Origin of the sequence: Micromonospora palomenae (assembly GCF_007829925.1) — a bacterium.
GTDB lineage: Bacteria > Actinomycetota > Actinomycetes > Mycobacteriales > Micromonosporaceae > Micromonospora > Micromonospora purpureochromogenes.
On sequence record NZ_VIXA01000006.1, the window covers coordinates 200,301 to 213,307 of the forward strand.

The 13,007-nt window shown below is 74.3% G+C and carries 9 protein-coding genes; 5 read left to right on the forward strand and 4 right to left on the reverse strand.

What is annotated here, in order from left to right; translation table 11 throughout:
• Positions 1-220: 220 nt before the first annotated feature.
• Entirely contained in the window at positions 221-877 is a 657-nt protein-coding gene (locus tag FHX75_RS29705) for a response regulator (RefSeq protein ID WP_154943887.1), read from the reverse strand.
• A complete protein-coding gene (locus FHX75_RS29710; RefSeq protein WP_154943888.1) occupies positions 874-2,058 on the reverse strand; it encodes a sensor histidine kinase in 1,185 nt (394 codons plus the stop codon). Before FHX75_RS29710 ends, FHX75_RS29705 begins: the two co-directional genes overlap by 4 nt.
• Before the next feature lie 132 nt (positions 2,059-2,190).
• Between FHX75_RS29710 and FHX75_RS29715 the strand changes: the two genes are divergently transcribed.
• Both FHX75_RS29715 and FHX75_RS29720 read left to right on the forward strand, forming a co-directional pair.
• Positions 2,191-3,105: an ABC transporter ATP-binding protein gene (locus tag FHX75_RS29715; RefSeq protein ID WP_425463545.1), complete on the forward strand. Its 915-nt coding sequence runs from the start codon at positions 2,191-2,193 to the stop codon at positions 3,103-3,105.
• Positions 3,102-3,956 (forward strand): ABC transporter permease subunit, encoded by an 855-nt coding sequence (locus FHX75_RS29720; protein WP_154943890.1) that lies wholly within the window; start codon positions 3,102-3,104, stop codon positions 3,954-3,956. The genes FHX75_RS29715 and FHX75_RS29720 overlap by 4 nt, the downstream gene beginning before the upstream one ends.
• A 69-nt stretch (positions 3,957-4,025) precedes the next feature.
• Here FHX75_RS29720 and leuS read toward each other — a convergent pair whose 3' ends face one another.
• Positions 4,026-6,866 (reverse strand): leucine--tRNA ligase, encoded by a 2,841-nt coding sequence (leuS, locus tag FHX75_RS29725; RefSeq protein ID WP_154943891.1) that lies wholly within the window; start codon positions 6,864-6,866, stop codon positions 4,026-4,028.
• Positions 6,867-7,436: 570 nt separating this feature from the next.
• Here leuS and FHX75_RS29730 point away from each other — a divergent pair.
• Genes FHX75_RS29730 through FHX75_RS29740 form a run of 3 tightly spaced genes read left to right on the forward strand, consistent with a single transcriptional unit; the run spans position 7,437 to position 12,298 of the window.
• The gene (locus FHX75_RS29730) at positions 7,437-8,492 is read left to right on the forward strand and encodes an AAA family ATPase (protein WP_088961109.1); all 1,056 of its coding nucleotides are present in this window, start codon (positions 7,437-7,439) and stop codon (positions 8,490-8,492) included.
• A gap of 1 nt (position 8,493) precedes the next feature.
• Positions 8,494-9,792, forward strand: coding sequence for a DUF58 domain-containing protein (locus FHX75_RS29735; RefSeq protein ID WP_154943892.1), 1,299 nt, complete (start codon positions 8,494-8,496; stop codon positions 9,790-9,792).
• 16 nt (positions 9,793-9,808) lie between these two features.
• Positions 9,809-12,298: a transglutaminase TgpA family protein gene (locus FHX75_RS29740; protein ID WP_154943893.1), complete on the forward strand. Its 2,490-nt coding sequence runs from the start codon at positions 9,809-9,811 to the stop codon at positions 12,296-12,298.
• 286 nt (positions 12,299-12,584) lie between these two features.
• Here the strand turns inward: FHX75_RS29740 and FHX75_RS29745 are convergent, their stop codons facing one another.
• A complete protein-coding gene (locus tag FHX75_RS29745) occupies positions 12,585-12,986 on the reverse strand; it encodes a DUF3040 domain-containing protein (RefSeq protein WP_154943894.1) in 402 nt (133 codons plus the stop codon).
• Positions 12,987-13,007: the final 21 nt, after the last annotated feature.

Genomic DNA, 13,007 nt, shown 5'->3' on the forward strand with positions numbered 1-13,007 from the left:
GCTCGTGCCGCGGGCTGGCGTCCCGGCCTGCTGGCGTCCCGGCCCGCAGTGGAGGTCCCCCTATGAGGGTGATACCTCAGAGGCATATTGATGACCCTGAGGTATCACGGTCATAGGAGCATGCGCCACCACGGAGGTCACGCTCCGTGTATCGCCTTCCGGGCGCCGCTCGCCCGATTGGGACCGCACGGCCGCGCCCGACCGCCGGGGACCGGGTGGGTCATTCCGACGGGTGGACCAGCCTCGCCTCGTAGGCGGCGATGACCAGGTGCACCCGGTCGCGGGCGCCGAGCTTGGTGAAGAGCCGGGCCACGTGCGCCTTGGCGGTGGCCGCGCTGATCACCAGTTCGGCGGCGATCTCGGCGTTCGACATGCCCCGCCCGACCAGGGTCAGGACCTCCCGTTCCCGGTCGGTCACCCCGGCCAGCGCGCGCGGTCGGGCCGGTGGGCCGGGTCGGCGGACGAACTCGGCGATGAGCCGGCGGGTGACGCCGGGCGCGATCAGCGCGTCCCCGGCGGCCACCACCCGGATCGCGCCGAGGATGTCGTCGAGGGCCATGTCCTTGACCAGGAACCCGCTGGCGCCGGCCCGCAGCGCGGCGTGCACGTGCTCGTCGTCGTCGAACGTGGTGAGCACCAGGACGCGGGTCGGCCCGCCGGGCCCGGTGATCGCCCGGGTGGCCTGGATGCCGTCCGTGCCGGGCATCCGCAGGTCCATCAGCACCACGTCGGGCGCGACCTCGCGGGCCAGCCGCACAGCCTCGGCGCCGGTGCCGGCCTCACCGACGACGTCGATGCCCGGCGCGTCGGCGATGAGCACCCGCAGGCCGGCGCGGACCAGCGGCTGGTCGTCGGCGAGCACCACCCGGACAGTCACCGGTCGGCCTCCGGCACCGGCAACCGGGCCGTCACCCGGAAGCCACCCTCGGGGCGCGGCCCGGCGCGGAACCGCCCGCCGAGCAGGGCGACCCGTTCCCGCATGCCGACGATGCCGTGCCCGTCGCCGGCGACCGGCCCGCCCCGGCCGTCGTCCACGACGTCCACCACCACCTCGCCGGGACCGTGCTCCACCGTCACCCGGCACCGGTCGGTGCCCGCGTGCCGGACCACGTTGGTGAGCGCCTCCTGCACGATCCGGAACGCGGCGAGGCCGAGGTCGGCCGGCACCTCGACCGGCCGGCCGCGCCGCAGCAGCTCCACCTGGACGCCCGCGTCGCCGGCGGCGGCGACCAGCCGGTCGAGGTCGGCCAGCCCGGGCGTCGGGTCCAGCGACGCCGGCTCGGCGTCCGGTCGGCGCAGCGCGCCGAGGGTACGCCGCAGGCCGGCCAGGGTGTCCCGGCTGGTCGCCTCGATGGTGGCGAGCGCCGCGCGCGCCTGCGCCGGCTGGGTGTCGATGACCCGGGCCCCGACGCCGGCCTGGATGGCGATGACGCCGATGCTGTGCGCGACCATGTCGTGCAGCTCGCGGGCGATCCGCAGCCGCTCGGCGGTGATCGCCTCGGCGGCGGCGTGCGACCGCAGCGCCTCGGCGTGCCGGCGTCGGGTCCGGAGCGAGTCGCCGACGGTCCAGGCGGTGACGACCGCCAGCACGGAGAGCACGGCCCGGTTCACCGGGTCGCCGGCGAGGCTGAGGAAGCTGGCTCCGACCTGCACCACGAGCACCGCGCCGGCGGCGGTCACCGACACCCGACGGGACCGCTGCGCCGCGACCAGCCCCACCACCAGGTCGATCGCGAGGAACTGGAGGTACCAGATGTCGGTGAGGTAGCCGACCTCCCTGGAGTGGACGGTCGCGGTCAGCAGGGTCGCGCCGGCGAGCATCAGCCCGAGCGCCGGCAGCGGCCGGTGCCGGAGCAGGCCGGCGGGAAGCGCGACGACCAGCGCCGGCACCAGGTAGCGCAGCGGGATCCACCACTCGCCGAAGCCGACCCCGTCACCGCTCTCCGCGACCGCCGGCGCGTACACCCAGAGCAGGGGCGCGACGACGACGCCGACCCACGCGAGGACGGCCCGCGCGGTCGCGGCGGCGGCGCGCGGCGCGGGCAGGGTGGCGTCCATGGGCACACCGTAGCCAGCCGGGCCCGGCGCGGGCATCGACCCACGGGCGTACGCCCCGGGGCGTACGCCCGGCGCGGCGGTGTGGCCCCCGGTGCGACGCGGCCCGGCCCGCCGCCCGGCAGCGTGGAACGGGTGATCGAACTGACCGCCCTGACGAAACGGTACGGCCGCACGACGGCCGTCGACGACCTCACCCTGAGCGTGCGCCCCGGCCACGTGACCGGGTTCCTCGGCCCGAACGGAGCCGGCAAGTCCACCACGCTCCGGATGATCATCGGCCTCACCGTGCCGACCAGCGGAACCGCCACGGTCGACGGGGTGCCCTTCCGGGCCCGCCCCCGGGGGCTGCGGCACGCCGGCGCGCTGCTCGACGCCGGGGACGTGCACGGTGGGCGCAGCGCCGTGGCCCACCTGTCGGCCCTGGCCCGCAGCAACGGCATTCCGCGCTCCCGGGTCGAGGAGGTGCTGCGGGAGGTGGGGCTGTCCGCCGCCGCCCGACGGCGGATCGGCGGCTTCTCGCTCGGCATGCGGCAGCGGCTCGGCATCGCCGCCGCGCTGCTCGGGGATCCGCCCGTACTGCTCTTCGACGAGCCGTTCAACGGCCTCGACCCGGAGGGGGTGCGTTGGGTACGGGACCTGTTCCGGCGGCTGGCCGGCGAGGGGCGCACGGTCTTCGTCTCCAGCCACCTGATGAGCGAGATGGAGCACTGCGCCGACCGGCTCGTGGTGATCGGCCGCGGCCGGCTGATCGCCGAGCAGAGCCTCGCCGAGTTCGCCGCCGGGAGCACCCGGGCCAGCGTGACCGTCCGTACGCCCCACGCGGCGAGGCTGGCCGCCGTGCTGGCGGCCGAGGGCGCCGACGTCCGACCGGCCGCCGCCGGGGCGCTCGTCGTGACCGGCCTGACGGCCGCCCGGGTCGGCGACCTCGCGCTCGCCCACGGCATCGGGCTGCACGAACTGACCACCCGCACCGCCTCGCTGGAGGAGGCCTTCATGGAACTCACCGCCGACAGCGTGGAATACCTCGCCGGGGAGGGGACCCGATGACCGCCGTGACCGAGCTGACCCGCCGGCCGACCGTGACCGGAACGCCGGCCCGGTTCCGCGACCTGCTGGCCGCCGAATGGATCAAACTTTGGTCGCTGCGCTCGACCCGCTGGACGCTGCCGCTGGTCTTCCTGTTCGTGGTCGGGGTCAGCGTCAACGCCAGCCTCGCCGACCACCGGAACTGGCCGGCGTACCCCGAGGGGCGCCGGGAGATGTTCCGTCTGTACGGGCCGGTACGCGACGCCTTCCCCGAGGCCGGCTACCTGCTGCTGATCCTCGCCTCGGCCACCATCGGCGCCCTGACCGTCGTCGGCGAGTACCAGAGCGGGCTGATCCGGGCCACGTTCGCCGCCGTCCCCGCCCGCCGGGCGGTGGTCGCGGCGAAGGCCGCCGTACTGGCCGGGGTCATGCTCGTCCTCGGCACGGCCACCGCAGGGACCTCGTTCTGGGTGTCCCAGGCGATCCTCGCCGACCGGGACGCCGGCTGGTCGATCGGCGAGCCGGGGGTGCTGCGCGCCGTCGTGGCGAGCGCCGTGCTCGTGCCCGTGTGCGCGCTGGTCGGGATGGGTCTGGGCGCACTCACCCGACACGCCGCCGGGGCCGTGGCCGGGGCCACGTCGGTACTCGTGCTGGTGCCGATGGTGGTGGACAGCGACGAACACCGGTGGATCGCCGAGCTGTACAACGCCCTGCCCCTCACCGCCTGGCTGCGACTGATCGAGGTGCACCCGGACGTCATCAACCCGGACCCGTTCCCGGCCACGGTGACCGGCTCCTGGCTCACCCTCGCCGCCTGGTCCCTGGCCGCGACCCTGACCGCCGTGACCGTCGTCTACCGCCGCGACCCATAGCCCCCACCCACCCACCCCGCCCCATGCGGGAAACGGGGCGGGGCGGGGCGGAGCTTCTGACGAGCCTGGTCAGGCGACGACGGAGACCATGCGGCCCTTGACGACGATGACCTTGCGGGGTTCCTTGCCGGCCAGCGGGCCGGCGACCGCCTCCAGGGCCGCCGCGCGGACGGTCTCCTCGGACGCGTCGGCGGGGACCTCGACCCGGCCGCGGACCTTGCCGTTGATCTGCACCGGGTACGTCACCGTGTCGGCGACCAGCAGCGCCGGGTCGGCGGTCGGGAAGTCCGCGTACGTCAGCGAGGTCTCGTGCCCCATCCGCCGCCACAGCTCCTCGGCCACGTGCGGGGCGAACGGCGCCAGCATCAGCACCAGCGGCTCGGCCACCTCGCGCGGGGTCTCCGACAGCCGGGTCAGCCCGTTGGTCAGCTCGATCAGCTTGGCGATCGCGGTGTTGAACCGGATCGCCTCCATGTCACCGCGGACCCCGTCGACCACCTTGTGCAGCAGCCGCCGGGTCGCCTCGTCGGCCGGGGCGTCGGTGACCCGCAGCGCGCCGGTCTGCTCGTCGACGACCGCCCGCCAGACCCGCTGCAGGAACCGGTACGACCCGACGACCGCCCGGGTCTCCCACGGGCGGGACACCTCCAGCGGACCCATCGACATCTCGTAGACCCGGAACGTGTCGGCGCCGTACGCGGCGCACATCTCGTCGGGCGTGACGACGTTCTTCAGGGACTTGCCCATCTTGCCGTACTCGCGGTTGACCCGGGTGTCGCCCAGGTAGAAGCCGCCGTCGCGCTCGACCACGTCCTCGGCCGGCACGTAGGCGCCCCGGGCGTCGGTGTACGCGTACGCCTGGATGTAGCCCTGGTTGAACAGCTTGCGGAACGGCTCGAACGACGAGACGTGGCCCAGGTCGAACAGCACCTTGTGCCAGAACCGGGCGTACAGCAGGTGCAGCACGGCGTGCTCGGCGCCGCCGACGTACATGTCGGTGCCGCCGCAGTCGCCCTCGCCGCGCGGGCCCATCCAGTACCGCTCGTTCTCCGCGTCGACGAACCGCTCCGAGTTGGTCGGGTCCAGGTAGCGCAGCTCGTACCAGCAGGAGCCGGCCCACTGCGGCATCACGTTGGTCTCGCGGGTGTAGCGCTTCGGGCCGTCACCCAGGTCCAGCTCCACCTCGACCCAGTCGCGCCGCCGCGACAGCGGGGTCTCCGGGTTGCTGTCGGCGTCGTCGGCGTCGAAGGTGCGCGGCGAGAAGTCGTCCACCTCGGGCAGCTCGACCGGCAGCATCTCCTCGGGCAGCGCGATCGCCGCACCGGTCTCGTCGTACACGATCGGGAACGGCTCGCCCCAGTAGCGCTGCCGGGAGAACAGCCAGTCGCGCAGCCGGTAGGTGACCGCGCCGGCGCCGTGCCCGTTGGCCTCCAGCCACTCGATGATCGCCGCCTTGGCGTCGGCGACCCCCAGGCCGTTCAGGTCCAGGCCGCGGTCGGGCGCGGCGCTGTTGATCGCCGGACCCTCCCCGGTGTACGCCTTGCCGTCGAAGCCCTCCGACGGCTGCACGGTCCGCACGATCGGCAGCTCGAAGACCTCGGCGAACGCCCAGTCCCGCTCGTCCTGCGCGGGCACCGCCATGATCGCGCCGGTGCCGTAGCCGGCCAGCACGTAGTCGGCGATGAAGATCGGGATCTGCCCGCCGGTGACCGGGTTGACGGCGTACGCGCCGACGAAGACGCCAGTCTTCTCCTTCGTGTCGGCCTGCCGCTCGACGTCGGTCTTGGCCGCCGCCGCCTTCCGGTACGCCTCCACGGCCGCGCGCGGGTTGGCGTGTCCGCCGGTCCAGGCGTCCTTCGTCCCCGCCGGCCATGTCGCCGGCACCAGCGCGTCGACCAGCTCGTGCTCCGGGGCCAGCACCATGTAGGTGGCGCCGAAGACGGTGTCCGGGCGGGTCGTGAACACCCGGATCGGCTCCCGCTCCGTGGGGAAGTCGATGTGGGCGCCCTGGGAGCGGCCGATCCAGTTGCGCTGCATCAGCTTGATCGGCTCGGGCCAGTCCAGGGTGTCCAGGTCGTCCAGCAGCCGGTCGCCGTACGCGGTGATCCGCATCATCCACTGCTTCAGGTTGCGCTTGAAGACCGGGAAGTTGCCCCGCTCGGAGCGGCCGTCGGCGGTGACCTCCTCGTTGGCCAGCACGGTGCCCAGCCCGGGGCACCAGTTCACCGGGGCCTGCGAGACGTACGCCAGCCGGTGGTCGTCGACGATCGTCCGCCGCTCGGCCACGGTCAGCTCGGCCCAGGGCCGGCCGTCCGGGGTGGGCCGGTTGCCGCCCTCGAACTCGGCGATCAGCTCCGCGATCGGGCGGGCCCTGCGCACGTCCGGGTCGTACCAGGAGTTGAAGATCTGCAGGAAGATCCACTGGGTCCAGCGGTAGAAGTCGGTGTCGATGGTCGCCACCGAACGGCGCTCGTCGTGGGCCAGCCCCAGCCGGCGCAGCTGCGCCTTGTACCGCTCGATGTTCGCCACCGTGGTGGTACGCGGGTGGGTGCCGGTCTGCACCGCGTACTGCTCGGCGGGCAGGCCGAACGCGTCGAAGCCCATCGCGTGCAGCACGTTGCGCCCGGCCATCCGCTGGTAGCGGGCGAAGCAGTCGGTGCCGATGTAGCCCAGCGGGTGGCCGACGTGCAGGCCGGCGCCCGACGGGTACGGGAACATGTCCAGCACGTACAGCTTCTCCGCGCCGGCGCGGGGGTGGTCCGGGTCGGCCAGCGGGCCGGTCGGGTTCGGGGCGTGGAAGGTGCCCTCGCGCGCCCAGACGTCCTGCCAACGGTTTTCGATCTCGTCGGCCAGGGCCGCGGTGTACCGGTAGGGGGGAATGTCGCCCGCCGGTGCGGCTGCCTCACTCATGGCGTCTCCTCGCTTCGCTCGTCGCCGCCGGCCGTGCGCGGCCGGGCTGGGTGCTGACCTCGCTCGGCGTGGTCATGGGTCGGTATGGGGAGTGGATCCGCTCTCGGTGCGGCCCGTCCGGGCCGGGCGGGTCGCGGGGCGCACGCCGGCCGGCGGAGGGCACAAAAAAGCCCCTCGCGCAGGAGGGGCCGCCGTGCTGTCGCGCGTCAGCGCATCAGCACGGCCCGGTAAGAAGCAGGAAGACTCCGGCCATGTCCGGCAGTGTACCCCGCTCGCCGGGCGCGCGGGTGGCCCGCCACCGCGGTTCGGCCGGGTCCACCCTCGCCGGGGCCCGCGCCGGTGCCCATCGTGATCATGGCGGGCACCGACAGCGACCGTCAGGTCCCCCGTTGCGGCGAATATTCGGGGCGTAACCGACCGTCTACCTGCGGGGGTCGGCGACAACGAGAAACATGGTTAGCCTGAGAACCAGTGAGATTTCTGCGGCAGACGTGGCTCGGCGTCGCGAACCCAACGGCGGGTCCAGGTGCTCTATACAGAGCTGCCGTTCCGGCGACGAGGAGGAGGCCCGTGACACAACAGACCTGGGACGAGGTGGGCGGCCTGCTGCCGCACGACCAGTTCCGCGCCGCCAGCGAAGCCATCGTGGCCAACATCGAGCAGGTCATCGAAGGCAAGACCGCGACCGTGCGCCTCGCCCTGGCCGTCCTGCTCGCCGAGGGACACCTCCTGATCGAGGACGTGCCGGGGGTCGGCAAGACCAAGCTGGCCAAGGCCCTCGCCCGTTCGATCGACTGCTCGGTCCGGCGCATCCAGTTCACCCCCGACCTGCTGCCCAGCGACGTCACCGGGGTCAGCGTCTACAACCAGGAGACGCACGACTTCGAGTTCCGTCCGGGCGCCGTCTTCGCCAACCTGGTGGTCGGCGACGAGATCAACCGGGCCTCGCCGAAGACCCAGTCGGCGCTGCTGGAGTGCATGGAGGAGCGGCAGGTCACCGTCGACGGGGTCACCTACCAGCTCCAGACGCCGTTCATGGTGATCGCCACCCAGAACCCGATCGAGATGGAGGGGACGTACCCCCTGCCGGAGGCGCAGCGCGACCGGTTCACCGCCCGGATCGCCATGGGCTACCCCGACCCCGGCGCCGAGCTGGCCATGCTGGACGGCCACGGCGCCACCGACCCGCTGCAGGAGCTGCGCCCGGTCTCCGACGCCGCGACGGTGCGCCAGCTGATCGCCACGGTCCGGCAGGTGCACGTCGCGGACGCGGTCAAGCAGTACGCGGTCGACCTGGTCACCGCCACCCGCGAGGCCCCCGACCTGCGCCTCGGCGCCTCCCCCCGGGCCACGCTCCAGCTGCTGCGCACCGCCCGCGCGGTCGCCGCGCTGGAGGGTCGCGACTACGTGCTCCCCGACGACCTGCAGGCGCTGGCGGTGCCGGTGCTGGCGCACCGGATCATCCCGACCGCCGACGCCCAGCTGGCCCGGCGCACCACCGACGCGATCGTCTCGGAGCTGGTGCACCGGCTGGCGCTGCCGCAGGAGCGCAAGCGCACCCCGTACGACACGCCGCGGCCCGCCGCGGGCAACGGCCGCGGGCCGTACGAGCCGCGGAGGCCCTGAGGTGCGCGACGGGCTGCGCGGCCTGACCACCCGCGGCCGCTCGTTCCTGGCGGCCGCGGTCGCGGCGGCGGTCTCCGCCGGCATCCTCGGCGAGAAGGACCTGCTGCGGGTGGCCGTGCTGCTCGCCGTCCTGCCGCTGCTCGCCGCGCTCTACGTCGGGCGCAGCCGCTACAAGCTGGCCTGCAACCGGTCGCTGGAGCCGCACCGGGTGCCGGTCGGGGCCAGCTCCCGGGTGGTGCTGCGCCTGCAGAACATGTCCCGCCTGCCCACCGGCACCCTGCTGCTGGAGGACCGGCTGCCGTACGCGCTGGGCAGCCGGCCCCGGGTGGTGCTGGAGCGGCTCGGCGCGCACCAGGCCAGCTCGGTGGCGTACACGGTCCGCGCCGACGTGCGCGGCCGGTACGAGGTGGGCCCGCTGGTGGTCCGGCTGACCGACCCGTTCGGGCTCTGCGAGCTGACCCGGGCCTTCCCCAGCACCGACCACCTGACCGTGATCCCCCAGGTCAGCCCGCTGCCGACGGTCCGCCTCCCCGGCGAGTACGCCGGCAGCGGCGACAGCCGGGCCCGGTCGGTGGCGGTGCACGGCGAGGACGACGCCGCCACCCGGGAGTACCGGGTCGGCGACGACCTGCGCCGGGTGCACTGGAAGTCCACCGCCCGCACCGGTGAGCTGATGGTGCGCCGCGAGGAGCAGCCCTGGGAGAGCCGGGCCACCGTCGTGCTGGACACCCGGGCGTTCGGCCACCGCGGCGACGGCCCGACCGCCAGCTTCGAGTGGGCGGTCTCCGCCGCCGCGAGCATCGCGGTGCACCTGCGCCAGTCCGGCTACAAGCTGCGGCTGGTCACCGGCTCCGGTGCGGACGTGGACGCCACCGAGGGCGCCGGGGAAGGCCTGCTCCTGGACCACCTGGCGGACGTCCGCCTCGACCAGCGCGGCGAGGTCGCCACCCTGGTGCAGCGGGTCCGGCAGCGCTCCGACGGCGGCCTGATCATCGCCCTGCTCGGTGCGGTGAGCACCGCCGAGGCCGAGCTGCTGGCCGGGCTGCGCGCCAACGGGGCGACCTGCGTCGCCTTCCTGTTGGACAGCTCCACCTGGCTCAACCTGCCGGAGAAGGCCCGCGCCGAGTCGGAACGGGCGCACGGCGCGGCCGCGCTCGCCCTGCTCCAGGGCGGCTGGCGGGTGATCGGGGTGGACCACGGCGGCCGGCTGCCGGCGCTCTGGCCGCAGGCCGCCCGGGGCTCGCAGGGCTTCGCGTTGCGCGCGGCGCTCGCCGAGACGGTCGCCGGCGGCGTCCGATGACGGAAAGGGTGACGTCGTGATCGCGTCCCGGAACCTCGGCTTCGTGGCCGCCGCGGCGACTCTGCTCGCCGCGGCGCCGCTGTCTTCGATCTTCCAGCGCTGGACCTGGCTGATCGAGGCCGCCATCGCGGTGGCCGTGGTCGCCGGGGTGGCCGCGCTGACCCGACTGGTCCGGGCTCCCCTGTGGGGCCAGGTGCTGGGCATGCTGGCCGGCCTGCTGCTCGCCCTGACCTGGCTCTTCCCGGGCGGCACCGAGCTGGTCGCGTTCCTGCCCACGCCGGCCACCCTGGCCCACTTCGGCGAGCTGTTGCAGGGTTCGTTGCAGGACATGCGCTCGTACGGCGTCGAGGTGCCGGACACCACCCCGCTGCTGTTCATCACCGTGCTCGGAGTGGGCTCGGTGGCGATCATGGTGGACGTGCTCGCGGTGGGGCTGCGCCGTCCGGCGCTGGCCGGCCTGCCGATGCTGGCGATCTACTCGGTGCCGGTGGCGGTCTACGTGGACAGCGTGCCCGCGCTGCCGTTCGTGGTCGGCGCCTCCGGCTACCTGTGGCTGCTGGTCACCGACAACGTCGACCGGGTACGCCGGTTCGGCCGCCGGTTCACCGGCGAGGGACGCGACGTCGACGTCTGGGAGTCCTCCCCGCTGGCCGCGGCCGGTCGCCGGCTGGCGGTGGTGGGCGTGGCGCTGGCCGTGGTGCTCCCGCTGGCCGTGCCCGGGATGACCGGTGGGCTGCTCGACCAGGTCAACTCGACCGGCAACGGCACCGGCAACGGGCGGCCCGGCCAGGGCGGCAGCCCCGGCCGGATCGACCTGTTCGCCGCGCTCAGCGGCCAGCTCAACCAGAGCGAGGTGGCCGAGATGGTCAAGGTGACCACCACCGAGTCGAGCCCGTTCTACCTGCGCTTCGGCGTCGCCGACGAGCTGCGGCCGGACGGCTTCCGGGTGCGCCCGCCCAACGGCCGGCGGGTGGACCGGGACCTGCCCGCCCCACCGGCCCGGCAGGGCGCCGAGCAGCAGCGGTACCGGGCCACGGTGGAGGTCACCCGCAACCTGGACATGCCGTTCGTGCCGGTGTACGCCGACCCGGTCAACGTCGACGGGCTCAGCGGCAACTGGCTCTACGACTCCAACCTCGGGGTGGTCTTCTCCAGGGGGGACAACTCCCGGGGCAAGCGCTACTCCTTCGAGTACGTCCGCTCGACGTTCACCCCGTCGGCTCTGCGCCGGGCCCGCTCCCTGCCCGCCGAGCACCCGATCGCCGTCCAGCAGACCCGGCGGCCGGCGGTGCAGCAGGTCGACCTGCTGGTGTCCCGGCTGGTCGAGGGGAAGCAGAACGACTACGACAAGGTCCGGGCGATCTACGACTACTTCTCCCGGGAGAACGGCTTCAGCTACTCGCTGAGCACCAAGGGCGGCACCAGCGGCGAGGAGATCGTCGACTTCCTCACCAACAAGGTCGGCTACTGCCAGCAGTACGCGGCGGCGATGGCCTGGCTGGTGCGCTCCGCCGGCATCCCGGCCCGGGTGGCGTTCGGCTTCACCAACGGCACCAGCGCCGGCGACGACACGTACCTGCTGACCAACCGCAACCTGCACGCCTGGACGGAGGTCTACTTCGACCAGCTGGGCTGGGTCCCGTTCGACGCGACCCCGGCGTACGCGGTGCAGGGCGCGAACCGCTCGGCCTGGGCCCCGGACAGCGACGCCCCGGACCCGGAGCCGTCGGAGACCAGCGCGCCGGGCGCCTCCCCGGAGGACCCGGCCGCCACGGCCGGGCCGGACCGGGAGGACGCCGCCGACCGGGACACCGACGCCGGCTTCGACGCCGCCGGCGGCGCCCCGACCCGGCGCGCGCCGAGCTGGCCCTGGTGGACGGCGGGCGCCGTGCTGGCGCTGATCGCCCTGCTCTGCCTGCCGGCCCTGCGGCGGATGGCGCTGCGGCGTCGCCGCCACGGCCGGCCGGCCCGGGCGGTCGCCGCCGTCGCCGGCGGCCCGGACGTTGCGGGCGGGGCGGGCGCCGACGCGCCCGGCATGGTCGTGCTCGGCGCGGACCACGACCGGGCCCGCGCCGACGCGCACGCGGCCTGGGACGAGCTGCTGGACACGCTGGTCGACTACCGGGTACGCGTGGACCACACCGAGACGCCCCGGGCCACCGCCGAGCGCCTGGCCCGCGAGGCCGTCGCCGACGACACCGCGTCCGCGGCGGCGGTACGGCTGCTCGGCCGGGCGGAGGAGCGGGCCCGTTACGCCCGTGACCCGCTCACCGGCGAGCCGTTGCACCGGGCGTTGACGACGGTCCGGGGCGCCATCGCCGCCCGGTCGGACCGGCGAACCCGGTTCCTGGCGACCGTGCTGCCGCCGTCGGTGCTGCTGCGCTGGCGGCTGACGGTGGCGGACTCGTCCTCCCGGCTGGTTGCCAGTGGCGGGCGGACCCGCTCACGGTTGCTGCGCTGGAACCCGCGCCGGCTGCTCGCCAACCGCGCCGCCCGCCGGGCCTGACCCGGCCCTCACCCGGCCACGTGCTCGGGGCCACTCCGGCCCCGAGCACGCCTCGGCGGACCGGGCGGCACCGACGAGCCGCCGCCGTCTGCGGCGGCAGGCAATATCGCCGACATGGCGGCATTCCGCGCCTCCGGACCCCGCCACGGCGCCGACACCGAGTCGATCACGACCGACGACCCGGCCTCGGATCGGGGCCGGACGTGCGGAAACGACGGAGGTGGCCGGACCGCGTCCGGCACCCACCGTCGTGGCGACGCCCACCCGCCTCAGGGGCGGTGAGCGTTCAGCGATGTCCCTCCGGACGCTGCCGCCACCGGTCCTCCATGCGGTCCAGCAGCGACGGCCGTCGACCACCCGCGCGTCCGCGCGGACGACGGCGACTCGTCGTCGTGCCACCCACCACGTGCAGGTCGGGTGACTGCGACCGGCGATGCGACTGCACCGCGTAGCCCAGCGCGGCCAGCATGACGACGAAGCCCGCCACTGCCAGCGGCGGAGTCTTGATCACCGCGCCGTAAACCAACAGGGCCAGGCCGACGACGACCACGCCGGCAGCGACGAGCAGGCGACGCCGCGCGTGGAAACGCGGGTCGCTGGCGCGCACGGCCGAGGCGAATTTGGGGTCCTCGGCAAGCGACCGCTCGATCTGCTCGAACAGCCGCTGCTCGTGCTCCGAGAGCGGCACGGCACTCCTCCCCGGTCACGT